This window comes from Megamonas sp. (assembly GCF_986095205.1).
The window spans coordinates 1-17,619 of record NZ_CFQVBI010000067.1 but is presented as its reverse complement, the minus strand read 5'-3'; the positions used below and the strand labels follow the sequence as shown (position 1 = coordinate 17,619).

Sequence of the window (17,619 nt, the reverse complement as noted above, 5' to 3'; positions counted from 1 at the left end):
CCTCATTAATCATTTAACTTTAACAAGTGTTGTATTTGAATTTTGGATTGTCTTTCTGTCCTAAGTAGTTTTTGCCTAATTTAACTTTAACAAGTGTTGTATTTGAATATGATGTTGATGGTGAAGAAGGAAAAATCTTTGATATTTAACTTTAACAAGTGTTGTATTTGAATAATCTTACATTATCAATGTTTCTATTTGTTTCGCAAATTTAACTTTAACAAGTGTTGTATTTGAATAGACGTTGCAAGTAGGATAGATTTAGATAAATATTCATTTAACTTTAACAAGTGTTGTATTTGAATAGCACGGTTGGCTTGATTACAACGAAGTCCGCAAAATTTAACTTTAACAAGTGTTGTATTTGAATAATATTGAACAAGGTAGAGTTGAACCAAAAGAATTAATTTAACTTTAACAAGTGTTGTATTTGAATATACCTGGTGCTTGAATTAAATTATAGCTTTTTGTGATTTAACTTTAACAAGTGTTGTATTTGAATATAACTATGGCAAAATGCCAAAAATTGACGGCAGTTATTTAACTTTAACAAGTGTTGTATTTGAATTAGGTTATTTCTTTTGTATTTGCTGAATAAGCTTGATTTAACTTTAACAAGTGTTGTATTTGAATAAAGCTTGAAGGGATTGAATAGACATTTTAAAAGATAATTTAACTTTAACAAGTGTTGTATTTGAATTTATAGGCAATTTTAAACGATATGTCAACGACATATATTTAACTTTAACAAGTGTTGTATTTGAATTGGTAAATATTGTAAACTTTCTCCAGTCTACATCTAATTTAACTTTAACAAGTGTTGTATTTGAATCCTGATGTTTAGGGTGGACGAACGTCTTAAAAGTTTATTTAACTTTAACAAGTGTTGTATTTGAATTAATATAGACTTTATTTACAATATTTAATAATTCTCATTTAACTTTAACAAGTGTTGTACAAAAAAAGCTGTAACAAGGAAAATTTTTCAATGTTACAGCTTCTTTTATTTTTATAAGATAGAAAAGAAAAAGTTTATTAAAATCGGTACTGCTACTGAACATAATACTCCATTAATTACGGATATAATAATAAACTCTTCACTACTATATTTTATAAGCATTGGAAGTGTTGTATCTTCACTTGTAGCTCCTGCCGCTGCTATCGCTACATATGGATTTAAATATTTTACTAATATTGGAATCATCATAAAAGCGATAAATTCTCTCATCAAACTACTCAAAAAGGCTATTGTACCTATCTGTGCATTTGCAAGTGATTCAAGCATTACCCCTGATAAACTATACCAACCCATAGATGCACCGATAGATAAACTATATACCAAATTCATATCAAAAATATAACTGCAAATAAATCCGCCAAAAACAGACCCAATAATTACACCTATAGGAATCAATAATATTGTCAAATTATAATTTTTTATCTTCTCGATTATTGATTCATTCATACCCACGCTTATACCTACAGAAAACATCAATAAATATAATACATAATCTGCTAATTCACTACATAAATCATGCCATGTACTATCAAGTACAAATTGACCAAAAATAATTCCTAAAATTAATGCACATAATGCAATATAAACCATCTACAAACCTTCTTTTACTATTTAATTTTTTACAATAAATAATTTGCTAAAAATATATACTATAATTACTGAAAATACTGTAGGAATTATAGCAAATACTAAACTTTGTAATCCCATGGTCAGCATCTTATGTGCAAAATCTTCCATACTACCTAAATTTATTCCCATGATAAAAATAATCAAAGCTACTGCTATTAATTGTACCTTATTATTTAAATTTACCACAGCTATTCGCCTATGTTCTTTCACTTTTAACAGGCTAAATCCTGCTATTACACCTAATACCATAATCAATGTTTCTACCAAAAAATTCACTCCTTAAATTCGTATATTTAATTATTTAATCTATATAAATTTAATCTTACATCTAAATATACTTCAAAAGTCCTTGGCCATGGGAAAAATACATCAACCTGCAAATTACGAACGGTCAAGTCAAATACTCCCTCTGGTGTTTGCACTTTAAAAGGCATTTTAAAAACTTCACTATTATTTAATTGATTTGCTCGCTTTTGCATATCAGATTGTAGTAATTTATTCATCCAAATATAATTATGTTCCATATCCAAATCATTTACATTTTCATAACCATGATTTTTCAAAGTAATATTCATTACATCAATTATTTCTTTTAGATAATAATAATCTTCTAGAAATCTTTCATAATTTATATTTAAACGATTATATTCTACAGCCAGCATATCATTTGTTGTATTAAATGTTGGTCTTATCGCCTTATAAATAACAGCATTTGCCAGTGCTGTACCAATGGAATTACTAGCTGTATTCCAACCAGCATAAGAAGTTAATTCATTAATCGGCACATCTTCTTTTAATAATGTAGGAAATAATACTTCGTTTGCGGAAAAATGCTTACTTAAATCAACTAAAGCGACTTTTTTACCTTGCTCTAAATAGTTTTTTATCTTTAATGCAGATTGTCTCTGTGTAGACATATTTTCATCATTACCAATAAAAACATATAAAATCAAGCCAGCTTCTTGTGGTGAATTTACTTTTTTAGCATTTGCCATCACTAATTTTTCTTCTACTGTAGAACCTACTGAGCCTGCCATAAACGGCATAACTATGCGCATAGCTTTCTCATCATTATACTCTACATACACTTTAGGTCGATAATTTGTCTTTGTCTGCACAAAATTAGCTAATAGTGATAAAGCCACCTCATCTGCACCTTTAGTTATCATCACAACATCATTACTAGTACCTAAAGAATGCACATAATTTATAAGACTTTTCTTCTCCATATTTGGTATGCCAAAATCTTCACCATCATCTTGACCAATCACTAATTTTGTTATGATACCTTCTTTAGCTAGATTTATTAATTCTTTATTTAAAGCTGTATTGCGTCTAAATAAATCTAAATAAATATCTAAGTCTTCTTGTTTTATATCTTCTTTTAAATCTGCCAATAATTTTATATCATCTTCATTTTCAAAAATACTTATCTCATCAATAAGACGAGATATCTTTATCATTTTTTTACTATCACTTTCTAAAGTTGGCGGTGGTGTTATCCTAGGCAAAACATTAAAAGCATAAATTGGTTTATCTTTCGCTTTTGTTTTCAAATCACGCATAAATTTTAATAAAATTTGCGACTCATCTTGTTTTGTCCCTGACTCACGTGAAGCTAATAAACCTCCATGCAATAATTGGTCAATAGACACAATTACCCCATCTGCTTTATCAATATTATCCATCAACCATCTTTGTATTTCTTTTGTATCACCTTGTCTTGTATAATAATCCATTATCTCCGATGGTGGTGTTATAATCTGCACACCTGCCATTTTCCCTGTATCTATCACCATTTTTTGACATGGTGGCCTCGTATCTAATGGTATTAAAATTAATTTATATTTATAATTCTGTTGTAGCTCTACAGACGTCGCTGGTGGTAATTGAATAAAAATTAAATAATAAATAATCATCAAAGCCACTGCCAAAAGTGATAATAACCATTTTGGCTTTATATATAATTTTAAATTCATTTCTTATTTCTCCATAGATATTTACTTCTATATTTACTTCATTCTTAATATATTAAAAAATATATAAATTAGTGTCAAATTGATTTCATAACTTTAAAATACTTTGCTATAAAAATAGTATTAGTATATAATATTGATATACTAAATATATAATGGCTTATTTTAAATGTTAAGGTGATTTTATGAATAACAAAGTAACTGTAGAAATCTGGGGAGTAAAATATCCGCTCCGCTATACTAAAGATAGTGATATCAATGATATTCAAGAAGCTGCTAAGATTGTAGATGAAAATATTCGTCTTATAGCTAAACAAAATCAATATTTGCCACCTGATAGAGTAGCAATATTAACTGCACTTCAATTGGCTGAACAATTAATCCGCTTGAAAAAAGATTATAATGAATTTTGGGATATTCTTGATGAAAATCGCTCTAATAAACATAAATAAGCTAAAAATAACATGAAGACATACACTAATGGTAGGCATTTTAATGGCACTACCATTTATTTTTTATACTCTGTGTATTATAATAAGCTAAGAAAATAACTGGAGGAAAATATTTTGATAGAATTATTAGCCCCTGCTGGAAGCATGGAAGCATTAAAAGCCGCTGTAGAAAGTGGTGCTGATGCTATTTATCTTTCAGGCAAAATGTTCGGTGCAAGAGCTTATGCCAATAATTTTGATGAACAAGGCTTAAAAGAAGCCATTGAATTTGCTCATTTACGCAATGTAAAAATCCATGTAACTGTAAATACTTTAGTAGACAATTCTGAAATACCTGCACTTGCAGATTATTTTCGTTTTCTTTATGAAATAGGTGCTGATGCTGTACTCGTTCAAGATTTAGGTGCTGCACGTTTGGCTCAACTTGTAGCTCCTGATTTACCATTACACGCTAGTACACAAATGACAGTGAATAATTTAGCTGGTGTTCTTGCTCTTCAAGAACTTGGTTTTTCACGTGTCGTTTTATCTCGTGAAGTAACATTAAAAGATATTATTCATATCTGCCGTAATAGCGATGTAGAAATTGAAGTTTTCGCTCATGGTGCCTTATGTGTATGCTATTCCGGTCAATGCTTAATGAGTAGTATGATTGGTGGCAGAAGTGGTAACCGTGGTCGCTGTGCTCAACCATGTCGTCTACCTTATACTTTAGTTGATAAAAACAATAACAATGTTTTAAAAGATGCTGGACAATACTTATTAAGTCCTCGCGACATGAATACACTTGAATTAATTCCTGAATTTATCGAAGCTGGTGTCGTTTCTTTAAAACTTGAAGGACGCATGAAAAAACCTGAATATGTAGCTGTCGTTGTTGACGCTTACCGCCAAAAAATCGACTCTTATTATAGCCATACAGAAGTTCAAGAAGATATTCAAAAAAATCTTTCTCAAATATTCAATCGTGATTTCACTACTGCTTACTTAGAGAAAAAACAAGGTAAATTCATGATGAGCGATAAACGACCAAACAATCGCGGTCGCCTTGTAGGTAGAGTAATTCGCTATGATGATAATAAACGTCAAGCTATCATGAAACTCACTGATGATGTAAATATCGGTGATACTATTGATTTCTGGGTAAAAGTCGGCGGTCGTGTAAGTACTAATGTATCTAAAATCATCTATAAAAATAAAGAAATAACTTCTGCTAGTGCTGGCATGGAAGTCATCATTCCTGTACCAAATCGCGTACACCCACATGACCGTATATTTAAAGTTTTTGATGCTAATCTCATGCAAAAAGCTCGCAGTTATTATACTAGTGCTTCACCAATACGCAAAATAAATTTAAATATTGAAGCCATCGCTAAACTCAACGAACCTTTTATGTTAAAAGCTACTGATGAAGATGGTTATAGCGCTCAAATAACTAGCGATTTCATTGTTGAAACAGCTCTAAAACGCGCTATGGATAAATCAACAGTGCAAAAACAGATGGAACGTTTAGGCAATACTATTTATCAATTAGAAAATTTATCTTGCATTATTGATGAAAATGTCATTGTACCTATGAGTGTCATGAATGATACTCGTCGCTTATTAATTGAAAAATTAATGTCCATGCGTCTTGAAGCTTATCATCGTCCACAGATTGCTAAAATTGATAATACTATTTGGCAACAGGATTTAGCTTTAAAATCATTCAATCAAACAAATAAACCTCAACTAGTAGTCGCTGTTGATACTATTGCTAAAGTACAGACAGCTATTGATAATCAAGCAGATATTGTTTTATTTGGCGGTGAATCTTATAATCATCAATTCATCACTGCTGAAATGTATGCTGAAGCTACAAGACTTTGCCGTGAAGCTAATATTAAAATTGCTTTTGCTACACCTCGTATCATGCGCGATAATGAACAAACAGCCTTTACAAATTGGCTTACAAAAATAAAAGATATCGCTCCAGATATGATTTATGCACATACTTTAGCGCAAATGTACTTAATCAAACAATTTACAGATATCACTATCTGGGCAGACTTCTCCTTCAATGTCTATAATGATGTAACTTTAACTTTCCTAAATAATTATGACATTAAGGGAGCTACTGTTTCCCCTGAATTAAACTTTAAACAGATAAAAACATTAAATGAAGCTTCTACATTACCTCTTGAATGTATCGTTCATGGCAATATGGAACTTATGGTATCTGAATATTGTGTGCTTGGCAGTTTCTTAGGCAATTTAGATAAAGGTACTTGTACAAAACCTTGCGAAAAAAATAATTATTGGCTTTGCGACCGCAAAAATGAAAAATTCCCTATCGTAACAGACCAATATTGTCATATGCATTTATTAAACGCTAAAGAGTTAAATATGCTAACTCATGTTCCAGAATTTACTAATCTTCATATTGACCGCATTCGCTTAGATGGCAGATATATGTCCAAAGAAAAATTAGCTAAATTCACTAAACTCTATAAAGAAATTATCCTTGAAGGCAAAAATCATCTTGCTTTAATGCCTGAAAATATCACTAAATATGAACAAAATATTACTCGTGGTCATTACTTCCGTGGAGTAGAATAATTTAAGGAAGGTATCTTTTTAACAAATGAATCAATCCGTATTTAAAACTTTAGAATATGCCAAAATTATCACTATGCTACAAAATATGGCTACTTCTAGTATGGGAAAAGAACTTGCTGAAAAACTATTACCAAGTAGCGATATTGACGAAGTAATTGAAAATCTTTCACATACACAAGAAGCTAGTAACATTTTAATTAGCTCTGAACCACCTTTTGGCGGTATTCATGATATTCGTTCATTATTAAAGAAAACATCTTTAGGTCTAGTAATTGAAATAAATTCATTACTTGATATTTTAAATACCATGTACGCAATGCGTAATCTCAAAAAATTCTTCAAAGAATTAGAAATAGATAGCCCTCAATTCAAAGAATGGGCTAAATCTATTGAAATTTTGGGGCAACTCGAACGCGAAATAGATAATATTGTTGATGAACATGGTTCTATGCGTGATAGTGCTAGCGTTGAACTTATGCGTATTCGCCGTGAAATCAAATCTTCACAGCGTCGCATCAAAACAAATCTTGATGGTATTTTAAAAAATCCTGATTATCAAAAATATTTTCAGGATAATATCGTTACTATCCGTGATGAACGCTATGTTATCCCTATCAAACAAGAATATCGTCAACATTTCCCAGGTGTCGTACATGACCAATCCTCTAGTGGTTCAACCTTATTTATCGAACCTATGTCCATTGTTGATTTAAATAATGATATCAAACAATTAGTCATTGATGAAAAACGTGAAATTGAACGCATCTTAAAAGTGATTTCTGAAAAAATAGCCAAAAATGCTGATAGTTTACTTCATAATTGTGAAATCATGGCTCAGTTAGACTTTGCTTTTGCTAAGGCAAAATTAGCCCGTAAAATGCGTGCTACTATGCCTGAAATCAATGATGAAGGTATCGTCAATTTAGCTAAAGCTCGCCACCCATTACTCAATAAAGATAATGTCGTTCCTATTGATATCAGACTTGGCGAAGGATATCGCACTTTATTGATCACAGGGCCAAACACAGGCGGTAAAACAGTGAGCATGAAAACCTTAGGCTTATTAGTCTTAATGACTCAATCTGGTCTTTTTATCCCTGTTCAATCTGGTTCCAAAATTTCCATTTTCCAAAATGTCTATGCTGATATCGGTGATGAGCAAAGCATTGAACAGAGCCTCAGTACATTTTCCGCTCATATGCGCAATATCGTAAATATCTTGAATAATATTGAACATGATGACTTGCTCTTATTAGATGAAGTAGGTTCTGGTACTGACCCAGAAGAAGGTGCTGCCCTTGCCATGTCAATTTTAGAAAGATTGATGGAAATTGGTGCTTGCACTGTAGCTACTACTCACTATAACGAGTTAAAGACTTTTGCTTATTCTAAAGAAGGCATTGAAAATGCTTGTGTGGAATTTGACATCAAATCCCTTCGCCCTACTTACCGATTATTGATAGGTACACCAGGGGCTAGTAATGCTTTTGCTATAAGTAAAAGATTAGGTTTATCAGATACTTTGATTTTACGTGCACAACAACTCATTAAAGCCGACCATGCTCAATTTGAAAATGTATTAAATACACTAGAAAATGAAAAATTGATGTATGAACAAAAAAATGCTGATATTGCTGAACGTCAACAACGCATTGAAAAATTAGAAAAACAACTTGCCGATATGAAGCAAGAAATGGCTAAGAAAAAAGAGCAAACACTTCGTAAAACTAAAGAACAATGTGCTAGTTTACTTCGTCGTACTCGTCGCGAATCTGAAGAAATCATCAAGGAATTGAAAGCTCAATTCAACGACCAAGGAATGAAAAAACGTCAGGAAACAATAGATGCTGCTCGTCATAAATTACGTGGTCGTTTGGATAAAGTAAGTCAACAAAATGATGATCCAAATAAACCAGGTGAAGCTGTCGATATTAAAACCATTGCTGTTGGTGATATCGTATATGTAAATAAACTTCGCCAAAAAGGAACTATCACTGATATCAGTGGTAAAGAATTAACTGTTCAATTGGGCAGTTTAAAAATGAATGTTAAAGCTAAAGATTGCTCTTTCGTTTCTCATGCTGTTAAAGTAAAAGAAACTGCACCATCTAAAAAAGCTGGTGGCTTCAATATGCTAGCTAAAGTCAGCCAAATTAGTACAGAAGTAGATATCAGAGGCTTAATGGTTGATGAAGCTATCGAAGTTGTTAGCAAATATCTTGATGATGCTGTAATTTCTGGTTTATCAAGAGTATTAATCATTCATGGTAAAGGTACAGGAGCTCTGCGCAAAGGTATTCAAGAATATCTCAAAAATCATCGCAATGTTTTAAGCTATACTCTTGGTGATATGGACGAAGGCGGTAGTGGGGTAACCGCTGTAAAATTAAAATAACGCAAATAATTACTATATTTTTACCAAAACTAAACATAGTATTATAAATATTTGAGGTGTATTCTATGGATAAACAGCCTTTTAACGAAAAAAAATCAACCTCTAATCATGCAACTGATAAAAAAAATAAGAAAAAATCTTTTGGCTTCAAAAAATTTTTCTTAGCGCTTTTAACGCTATTTATAGTTGTATTTTTAGGCGTTGGTTGTGGATTAGTTGCTATTGGCCTTGATGGTGATAAAGATGTATCTGATATTCACCCACCTGCTTCTTCTCAAATTCTCGATATGAATGGCAATCTAATTACTAATATTCACGCTACTGAAAATCGTACATTAGTAAGTTTAGATAAAATCCCTGCTAATTTGCAAAATGCCTTTATCGCTGTTGAAGATAATCGCTTTTATGAACATAACGGCATTGATCCTAGAGGTATTTTCCGTGCGATTTATTCTAATATAACAAGTGGTGAAGTGGCTGAAGGTGGTAGTACTATCACTCAACAATTAGCCAAAAATGCCTTTTTATCACAGGACCGTACATTCAAACGAAAAATTCAAGAATTTTTCATTGCTCTTCGCTTAGAAAGACAATATACTAAAGAAGAAATTTTAGAAATGTATCTCAACCAAATTTATTTTGGTAGAGGTGCTTATGGTGTTCAAGCTGCTGCACAGACATATTTTGGCAAAGATGTAAGTCAATTAGATTTATCAGAATGTGCAATGCTTGCTGGTATACCTCGCAGTCCAAATTATTATTCACCACTTAATAATTTAGGTGCTGCTAATGAACGTAAAGCAGAAGTTTTAGACCAAATGGTAAAATATGGCTATATTGATTCTGCTACAGCAGCTAAAACAAAAGCTGAAAGTTTACGACTTGTAAATCCTAAAGAACAAGAAAATGATAATACTGCTTCATATTTTATTGATTATGTAACTCAAGAAATGATTGATAAATTCGGTGCTGATGCAGTATATAAAGAAGGATTAAAAATTTATGTTTCTATTGACATGAATATGCAAAAAGCCGCTGAACAATCTGTAAATAGTTTATTACCAACTTATTACAATGATGTTAATGGTCTTACTCAACCACAAGGCGCACTCGTAGCTATTGATCCTAAAACAGGATATATCAAGGCTATGGTTGGTGGTCGTGGTACTGACCAATTCAATCGTGCTGTACTTGCTGTACGTCAACCAGGTTCAGCATTCAAACCATTTACATTTGCTACTGCTTTAGAAAATAAAATGACTCCAAATACTACTATTGAGGATAAACCTTTCAAATTGGGCGATTGGCAACCTCAAAACTATGACCGTACATTTAGAGGTACAGTCTCCATGCGTCAAACAGCTATTAATTCTTTAAATATACCTACTATTCGTCTAGCAGAAAAACTATCTATTGATAAAGTTTTATTAACAGCTCAAAATTTAGGTATATCCACATTAGAATTAAATTCTAAAGAAGCAAATGATAAAAACTTAGCCGCTTCTATCGGTGGTCTTACAAATGGGGTAACTGTTCTTGATATGGCTGGTGCTTATAGTGCTTTTGCTAATCACGGTATTTATACAAAACCAACTGCCATAGTTAAAGTCGTTGACCGCAAAGGTAAAACTATTTATGAACATACACCAGAAACTAAACAAGTTTTATCTGAACGCACAGCTACTTTATTAACAGATATGCTTGAAGATGTTATCACTAAAGGCACAGGTAAAGCTGCTAATATCAATAGACCTGCTGCTGGTAAAACAGGAACTACAGATAATTATCAAGATGCTTGGTTTGCAGGTTATACACCTGATTTAGTAACAGTAGTATGGATGGGCTGTGATGATAATGATGTTATGCCTGGTATTACAGGCGGTACTACACCTGCTAAAATTTGGCAAAGCTTCATGAAAACAGCACTTGCGTCTATACCTGCTAAAAACTTTGATGGTTCAGATACTTCCATTGATAATCCTGTCCAAAGTGTAGAAAGCAATGCTAAAACTACAGCTAAAGACGTTATTCAAGAAAAAGAAAAACCAACAAAAGAAGCACCTGATAAACAAAAACCTGTTCCTAATGAACAGATAAATCCAAATGAGGCTCAACAGCCAATTGATGAAAATGAACCAATCGAAGAAGAAAATATCGAGCAACCATCTATTCCAGCTCCAAGGCAAAATTTACCTGAACCAAGTATTCAACAAGGCAAAGGGTTAAATTAATAGATAATCATACAAAATTTAGGAGGACTTTTTGTGAGCGTATTTGATACACTTAAAGAACGTGGTTACTTAGCTCAAGTAACACACGAAGAAGAATTAAAAAAAGCTTTAGAAACTGAGCAAGTTACATTTTATATGGGATTTGACCCAACAGCAGACAGCCTTCATGTTGGTCATTTCTTAGCTTTAATGGCTATGTCTCATATGCAAAAAGCAGGTCATCGCCCTATCTGCTTAGTTGGTGGCGGTACTGGTACTGTAGGTGACCCTTCTGGTCGTACAGATATGCGTAAAATGTTAACTGATGAAGATATTGAACATAATTGCAATTGCTTCAAAAAACAAATGGAACGCTTTATCGATTTCTCTGATGGTAAAGCTTTAATGATCAACAATGGCGATTGGCTTCGCAAATTAAATTATATTGAATTACTTCGCGATGTTGGTCCACATTTCTCTGTTAATCGCATGCTTACTGCTGAATGTTACAAACAACGTTTAGAACGTGGTTTAACATTCCTTGAATTCAACTACATGATCATGCAGGCTTATGACTTCATGGAATTAAATCGCCGTTATGGTTGCGTACTTGAATTAGGTGGCGATGACCAATGGTCTAACATCATTGCTGGTGTTGAACTCATTCGTCGTAAAGAAGCAAAACCTTCTTATGGTATGACATTCAACCTTCTCACTAACAGTGAAGGTAAAAAAATGGGTAAAACAGCAAAAGGTGCACTTTGGCTCGACCCTGAAAAAACTTCTCCATACGACTTCTATCAATACTGGAGAAATGTTGCTGATAGCGACGTAGAAAAATGTCTTGCACTTCTCACATTCTTACCAATGGACGAAGTTCGTCGCCTCGGTAGCTACAAAGACCAAAAAATCAACGAAGCAAAACAAGTTCTCGCTTATGAAGTTACAAAACTCGTTCATGGCGAAGAAGAAGCTAAAAAAGCTCAAGAAGCTGCTCAAGCACTTTTCAGTGGTAAAGGTAATATGGACAATGCTCCAACTATCACTATTACAGAAGCAGACTTTGGCAAAAAATTACTTGATATCTTAGTAGATAACAAAGTATTTGAATCCAAAGGTGCAGGTCGTCGTTTAATCGCTCAAAACGGTGTATCTATTGGCGATGACAAATGGACTGACGTAGAAAAAGTATTAACAGCAGAAGATCTTGCAAATGGCGATATGATCGTTCGCAAAGGTAAAAAGAAATTCTATCGTCTAATCAAAGCATAAAAATCATAAAATTATAAACAAAAAGCTAGAATATATTCAGTAATAATATTGATATATTCTAGCTTTTTATCTTTATCAGTAGACTATAATTACTATATTTAATTTATTTCTCAATCAATAAAGAAATGAACCTTTTAAATGATTTGCAAATACTCGTTTTTTTATGGTATACTCTAAAAAGATATTTTCTTACAAAGTTTTATCTAAATCTTAAAATTTTCTTTACTTATCTAGTACATATTAGATAATTTATAGTTTAATTTATTAAGGAGTGCGTTTAAAAGATGTCAGGACATTCTAAATGGGCCAATATTAAACGAAAAAAAGGTGCAAATGATGCCATTCGTGCAAAAATGACTACAAAAATTGGTCGTGAAATCACTATTGCTGTTCGTATGGGTGGTGCTGACCCTACTGGTAATATGCGTCTTAAATTAGCTTTAAGCAAAGCTAAATCTAACAATATTCCTAAAGATAATATCAATCGTGCTATTCAAAAAGGCTTAGGTGCTTCTGATGGTAGCAATTACGAAGAATTAATTTATGAAGGTTACGGTCCAGCAGGTTCTGCTGTTATGCTCGAAGTTATGACAGATAACCGCAATCGTACAGCTGCTGATATTCGTCATTTATTCTCCAAATACGGCGGAAATCTTGGCGAAACTGGTTGCGTAGGCTGGATGTTCCACAAAAAAGCAATCTTTGTTGTAGACAAAGAAGCTTTCGATGATGAAGAAAGCCTCATGATGATTGCTCTTGATGCTGGTGCTGAAGACTTCAAAGCAGAAGATGATTCTTTTGAAATCACTGCTGCTCCTGAAGATTTCGATGCAATCTCTCAAGCATTAGAAGAAAACAACATTGAAACAGTTGAATCCGAAATCACTATGATTCCTGATACTACTGTTAAAGTTGAAGGCAAAGACGCTGAAAAAATGCAGACTCTTATTGATATGCTTGAAGAACATGATGATGTTCAAAACGTTTATTCCAACTACGAAATGGACGAAGAATAAAATAATCTTTAGACGCAGTAATAACTGCGTCTATTTTTATCTAAAGATATATAATCGAGGTATTTATCATGGAATTTTTACAAGCCTTAAAAAATCGTCGCAGTATCTATAATTTAGGCACTAATGTTAATTTATCTAATGAAGAAATAACTTCTATCATCTCCGATTGCCTAAAATATAGCCCATCTGCTTTTAACTATCCTACAACAAATGTTATCATCGCCTTTGGTGAAAAACATCAACAGATTTGGCAAATTACTACAGATATTTTAAAAGAAAAATTAGCTAAAAAAGAAGAAACTTTCGCTGTAGCTCAAAATAAAATCAATAAATTTAAAGCTGGCGTTGGCACTATCTTATTTTTTGAAGACACAGAAATCATCAATGAATTAAAAGAAACTTATGCTATGTATGCTGAAAATTTCTCCACATGGTCAAATCAAGCAAATGGTATGCTTCAAAATAATATCTGGACAGCATTAAGCCAAGTAAATATCGGAGCTAATCTTCAACATTATAATCCTTTGATTGATGATAAAATCAAAGAATTATTCTCTATTCCTGATACATGGAAATTAACAGCACAAATGCCATTTGGTAGCATTGAATCTCAGCCAAATGAAAAATATATTGAAGATATTTCCACTCGCTTAAAAATCTATTAAAATCAATATAAAATTATAGTCATGTTTGAATAATATATTTAAACATGACTTTTGTTATTTTTAAAAACTAGTTAATCATGATATAATGTGAACTGCACATTTTTGCTAAATTTGATATACTAAAAGGAGGATTTTATGCTTGCTTTAGGTATTGACCCTGGAACTGCTATCTGTGGTTATGGTCTTGTAGATATGCAAGGAAGCCGTCTAAAAGCCATTGAATATGGAGCTATTTTGACAAGTCCACAGATGCGACCACAAGATAGATTATTAAAAATTCATCGTGAACTTACAGATATTATTCAAAAATATAAACCTGATGTAATGGGCGTAGAACAATTATTTTTCAATCGCAATGTAACTACTGCCATTCCTGTCGGTCAAGCTCGTGGTATCGTCTTATTGACCGCAGCCGAAAATCAAATTGAATTAGTCGAACGCACACCGCTACAAATCAAACAATCCGTAGTAGGCTTTGGCAGAGCGAGCAAAGAACAAGTCATCTACATGGTAACAAAATTGCTCCATCTTCCTGAACCGCCAAAACCTGATGATGTCGCCGACGCTTTAGCTGTAGCTATCTGTACTACTCATTGTATGAATAGCCTCACATGGCGAAATAAATTATAATCAAATTAATAATAATAAATTAATTAACAAGGAAAGATTTTATGATAGGATATTTACAAGGAAAAATCACTTTTATTGCCAGTGATTTTTGCTTTATTGATGTTCATGGTGTCGGCTATCGCGTATTTATCAGCACTAGCACACGTGCAAAATTAAAAATGAATGAAGAAATCAAACTCTTTACTTATTTAAGCGTGCGTGAAGATGCCATGTTATTATACGGTTTCATCAATCAATTAGAATATGATGTCTTTTGCAAATTAATTTCCGTATCTAAGATTGGCCCTAAAGCTGGGCTTGGTCTGCTCTCTAGTCTTTCTAGTGAAAAACTCATCTGGGCTATCCAAAATAAACAAGTCAGCCTACTCACCAATGCCCCTGGGATTGGCAAGAAAACAGCTGAACGCATTGTTTTAGAATTAAAAGATAAATTAACTGAACTCAACTTAAGTATTTCTGATGAAGTCTTAGACCAACCAATCTTGATTGATACACCTAGCGAAGATGAAAAAATAGATATGTATGAAGAAGCAACACAAGCCCTTCTTTCTCTTGGCTATACAAAACCAGAAATCAATTCTGTACTCAAAAAAGCTGGCAATATGACCAATACAGAAGATATTATTAAATTCGCACTCAAAGAATTATCCTTAAGCTAAAACAAAAATATAACATAATAGATTAAATAAAGGAGCTTTTATTATGAAATTTTCTCCGCAAAATGAACGTCAATTTGCCGTAGTCGGTCTTGGTAGATTTGGTAGAAATATCGCTAAATCTCTTCATGAAATGGGCTATGATGTTCTTGCTATTGATAAAGATATGGAAAAAGTCCAAGACTTTAGCCATGAAGTAACTCATGTAGTTCAAGCAGATACTACAGATGAAGAAGCACTTCGCTCTTTAGGTATTTTAAATTTTGATGTTGTAATCGTGGCTATCGGTGATGATACTGAAGCTAATATCATGACTACACTTCAATTAAAAGAAATCGGTGTTCCTTATATCGTAGCTATCGCTAAAAGTCCATTGCAAATCAAAGTATTAGAAAAAATCGGAGCTAACCGCATTGTTGCTCCAGAACGAGATATGGCTCGTCGTGTTGCTTATAACCTTGCTTCTACAAATATCATGGATTATATTGAATTATCACCAAAATTCAGTATTGTAGAAATTGCTGTGCCAAAAGCTATCCGCAATAAAACACTCAGCGAATCAAATATCCGTGCTAAATATGGCTTAAACGTTGTTGCTATCAAACGTCATGATAATTTAATTATTTCTCCACTTCCTACAGAAGTATTACTCGAAAATGATATCGCTATCGTTGTTGGTAGCAATGAAAGTATCAATGGCTTGGAGGCTCTAGAAAAATAATGGAGCTAATCACAAGTCTAACTAATGCCAAAGTCAAAATGGCTTTAAGCCTCCAACAAAAAAAATATCGCGACAAATACCAATTATTTATATTAGAAGGTATTCGCAATGCTGAAATGGTTATTGCCAAAAATATTTCCGTGCAAATGTGTTTTTTCACACAAAAAGCCTTTACAAATGAACGCGGAAAATCCATTTTAGAACAATTAAATTGTCCTTGTTTTGAAGTTCCTGAACATATTTATCAAAAAATCAGCGATACTCAATCTCCACAAGGATTAATGTTGATTTTACCTATACAAAATCACAATTTAGATGATTTAGCTACAATAAATAAATCAGGACTTTATCTGATTTTAGATAGATTACAAGACCCTGGAAACATCGGTACCATCATTCGCACAGCTGATGCTATGGGTGTAAAAGCCATTATCTGCCTAAATGGAACAGCCGATATTTATTCCCCAAAAGTAGTGCGTTCTGCGATGGGTTCTTTATTCAATCTCCCTATAATCACTAAAATTTCTGAACAAGATTTATTATCTTTTTGTCAAAATCATAATTTAACACTTTATGCTACAGCTTTAGATAATAGTGCCAAAGCTTCATGGGATATTTCCTATCCTCAAGATTGTGCTATTATTTTGGGCAATGAAGCCAATGGTGTTTCTGATAATTTATTAGACAAATGTAATGCTAAAATATACATTCCGATGAAAGGCGATGCTGAATCATTAAACGTGGCAAATGCTGGTTCGATGATTATGTACGAATATTGTCGCCAAAATATTTGACCACAGTAAAAATCAATGCTATAATCTAATAGCTAAAGACATGAGTATGAAAGATAATCGCGTATACTTTTTTGTATATGAGGAAAGTCCGGGCTCCACAGGGCAATGTGCTGGATAACGTCCAGCGAGGGTGACCTCAGGGAAAGTGCTATAGAAACTTAAACCGCCTGTGTATACAGGTAAGGGTGGAAAGGTGCGGTAAGAGCGCACCAGCATGCAGGTGACTGTATGGCTAGGTAAACCCCACATGGAGCAAGACCGAATAGGGAAGGGATGAAGTGGCCCGCTGAGCCTTCCGGGTTGTGTCGCTAGAGCTTATAGGTAACTATAAGTCCAGATAAATGATTATCACCACGCAAGTGGAACAAAACTCGGCTTATTGATTACTCATATCTTTAGTGAAAACTGCCTTACTGGCAGTTTTTTTATTTTAACTATTTGATTTTTAAGCTAAATATATTAAAATATATTTAGAAATAAATATTTACATTAATAAAATTTATTTTAACCATACTGAGCAAGAAGTCTCCTACCTCTAAGGTAGTGAGATGAATTGCTCCTTAGGAGATTGACTGGATATATGTTT

General features: G+C 32.9%; 14 protein-coding genes, 1 other RNA gene and 1 CRISPR repeat array. Of the genes, 12 read left to right on the top strand and 3 right to left on the bottom strand.

Annotated elements, in window-relative coordinates:
* Positions 1 to 11: 11 nt before the first annotated feature.
* A CRISPR array of direct repeats spans positions 12 to 964; the repeat unit is 30 nt; unit sequence ATTTAACTTTAACAAGTGTTGTATTTGAAT.
* 45 nt (positions 965 to 1,009) lie between these two features.
* The 3 genes from AC5LAX_RS09770 to AC5LAX_RS09760 are packed head-to-tail and all read right to left on the bottom strand — an operon-like array spanning position 1,010 to position 3,627.
* Positions 1,010 to 1,609: a LysO family transporter gene (locus tag AC5LAX_RS09770; RefSeq protein WP_278849095.1), complete on the bottom strand. Its 600-nt coding sequence runs from the start codon at positions 1,607 to 1,609 to the stop codon at positions 1,010 to 1,012.
* Between the two features lie 21 nt (positions 1,610 to 1,630).
* Positions 1,631 to 1,924, bottom strand: a complete 294-nt coding sequence (locus AC5LAX_RS09765) for a hypothetical protein (RefSeq protein ID WP_407377955.1) — start codon at positions 1,922 to 1,924, stop codon at positions 1,631 to 1,633.
* 17 nt (positions 1,925 to 1,941) lie between these two features.
* A complete protein-coding gene (locus AC5LAX_RS09760) occupies positions 1,942 to 3,627 on the bottom strand; it encodes a DUF4127 family protein (protein WP_288909125.1) in 1,686 nt (561 codons plus the stop codon).
* A 182-nt stretch (positions 3,628 to 3,809) separates the two neighbouring features.
* On the opposite strand from AC5LAX_RS09760, the gene AC5LAX_RS09755 reads away from it, so the two are divergent.
* The 12 genes from AC5LAX_RS09755 (at position 3,810) to rnpB (ending at position 17,427) form a co-directional block, all read left to right on the top strand.
* Positions 3,810 to 4,076 (top strand): cell division protein ZapA, encoded by a 267-nt coding sequence (locus tag AC5LAX_RS09755; RefSeq protein ID WP_204921481.1) that lies wholly within the window; start codon positions 3,810 to 3,812, stop codon positions 4,074 to 4,076.
* 114 nt (positions 4,077 to 4,190) lie between these two features.
* On the top strand, positions 4,191 to 6,674 hold the full coding sequence (locus AC5LAX_RS09750; RefSeq protein WP_288909127.1) for a U32 family peptidase: 2,484 nt from the start codon (positions 4,191 to 4,193) through the stop codon (positions 6,672 to 6,674).
* Positions 6,675 to 6,699: 25 nt separating this feature from the next.
* A complete protein-coding gene (locus AC5LAX_RS09745) occupies positions 6,700 to 9,069 on the top strand; it encodes an endonuclease MutS2 (protein ID WP_091694162.1) in 2,370 nt (789 codons plus the stop codon).
* 65 nt (positions 9,070 to 9,134) lie between these two features.
* Complete coding sequence (locus AC5LAX_RS09740; protein WP_288909129.1) at positions 9,135 to 11,300, top strand: transglycosylase domain-containing protein; 2,166 nt, start codon at positions 9,135 to 9,137, stop codon at positions 11,298 to 11,300.
* A gap of 33 nt (positions 11,301 to 11,333) precedes the next feature.
* A complete protein-coding gene (gene tyrS, locus AC5LAX_RS09735) occupies positions 11,334 to 12,551 on the top strand; it encodes a tyrosine--tRNA ligase (protein WP_008537377.1) in 1,218 nt (405 codons plus the stop codon).
* 284 nt (positions 12,552 to 12,835) lie between these two features.
* The gene (locus tag AC5LAX_RS09730; RefSeq protein ID WP_008537376.1) at positions 12,836 to 13,567 is read left to right on the top strand and encodes a YebC/PmpR family DNA-binding transcriptional regulator; all 732 of its coding nucleotides are present in this window, start codon (positions 12,836 to 12,838) and stop codon (positions 13,565 to 13,567) included.
* A 68-nt stretch (positions 13,568 to 13,635) separates the two neighbouring features.
* Positions 13,636 to 14,232 (top strand): nitroreductase family protein, encoded by a 597-nt coding sequence (locus tag AC5LAX_RS09725; RefSeq protein WP_117585541.1) that lies wholly within the window; start codon positions 13,636 to 13,638, stop codon positions 14,230 to 14,232.
* A gap of 135 nt (positions 14,233 to 14,367) precedes the next feature.
* Positions 14,368 to 14,862 carry a crossover junction endodeoxyribonuclease RuvC gene (gene ruvC / locus AC5LAX_RS09720; RefSeq protein WP_008537374.1) on the top strand — a complete coding sequence of 165 codons (495 nt, stop codon included), beginning with the start codon at positions 14,368 to 14,370 and terminating at the stop codon, positions 14,860 to 14,862.
* Between the two features lie 41 nt (positions 14,863 to 14,903).
* Entirely contained in the window at positions 14,904 to 15,521 is a 618-nt protein-coding gene (ruvA, locus tag AC5LAX_RS09715; RefSeq protein ID WP_288909132.1) for a Holliday junction branch migration protein RuvA, read from the top strand.
* A 43-nt stretch (positions 15,522 to 15,564) separates the two neighbouring features.
* A complete protein-coding gene (locus AC5LAX_RS09710; protein ID WP_008537371.1) occupies positions 15,565 to 16,239 on the top strand; it encodes a potassium channel family protein in 675 nt (224 codons plus the stop codon).
* On the top strand, positions 16,239 to 17,033 hold the full coding sequence (locus AC5LAX_RS09705) for a TrmH family RNA methyltransferase (RefSeq protein WP_008537370.1): 795 nt from the start codon (positions 16,239 to 16,241) through the stop codon (positions 17,031 to 17,033). The genes AC5LAX_RS09710 and AC5LAX_RS09705 overlap by 1 nt, the downstream gene beginning before the upstream one ends.
* Before the next feature lie 41 nt (positions 17,034 to 17,074).
* Positions 17,075 to 17,427, top strand: an RNA gene (rnpB, locus tag AC5LAX_RS09700) — RNase P RNA component class A.
* Positions 17,428 to 17,619 lie beyond the last annotated feature (192 nt).

What these genes read in the sequence shown, in the direction of transcription:
- AC5LAX_RS09755 (WP_204921481.1), top strand. Translation starts at nt 3,810, where the DNA reads ATGAATAACAAAGTAACTGTAGAAATCTGGGGAGTAAAATATCCGCTC.
- AC5LAX_RS09745 (WP_091694162.1), top strand. Translation starts at nt 6,700, where the DNA reads ATGAATCAATCCGTATTTAAAACTTTAGAATATGCCAAAATTATCACT.
- AC5LAX_RS09705 (WP_008537370.1), top strand. Translation starts at nt 16,239, where the DNA reads ATGGAGCTAATCACAAGTCTAACTAATGCCAAAGTCAAAATGGCTTTA.
- AC5LAX_RS09740 (WP_288909129.1), top strand. Translation starts at nt 9,135, where the DNA reads ATGGATAAACAGCCTTTTAACGAAAAAAAATCAACCTCTAATCATGCA.
- AC5LAX_RS09730 (WP_008537376.1), top strand. Translation starts at nt 12,836, where the DNA reads ATGTCAGGACATTCTAAATGGGCCAATATTAAACGAAAAAAAGGTGCA.
- ruvC (WP_008537374.1), top strand. Translation starts at nt 14,368, where the DNA reads ATGCTTGCTTTAGGTATTGACCCTGGAACTGCTATCTGTGGTTATGGT.
- ruvA (WP_288909132.1), top strand. Translation starts at nt 14,904, where the DNA reads ATGATAGGATATTTACAAGGAAAAATCACTTTTATTGCCAGTGATTTT.
- AC5LAX_RS09760 (WP_288909125.1), bottom strand. Translation starts at nt 3,627, where the DNA reads ATGAATTTAAAATTATATATAAAGCCAAAATGGTTATTATCACTTTTG.
- AC5LAX_RS09725 (WP_117585541.1), top strand. Translation starts at nt 13,636, where the DNA reads ATGGAATTTTTACAAGCCTTAAAAAATCGTCGCAGTATCTATAATTTA.
- AC5LAX_RS09770 (WP_278849095.1), bottom strand. Translation starts at nt 1,609, where the DNA reads ATGGTTTATATTGCATTATGTGCATTAATTTTAGGAATTATTTTTGGT.
- AC5LAX_RS09710 (WP_008537371.1), top strand. Translation starts at nt 15,565, where the DNA reads ATGAAATTTTCTCCGCAAAATGAACGTCAATTTGCCGTAGTCGGTCTT.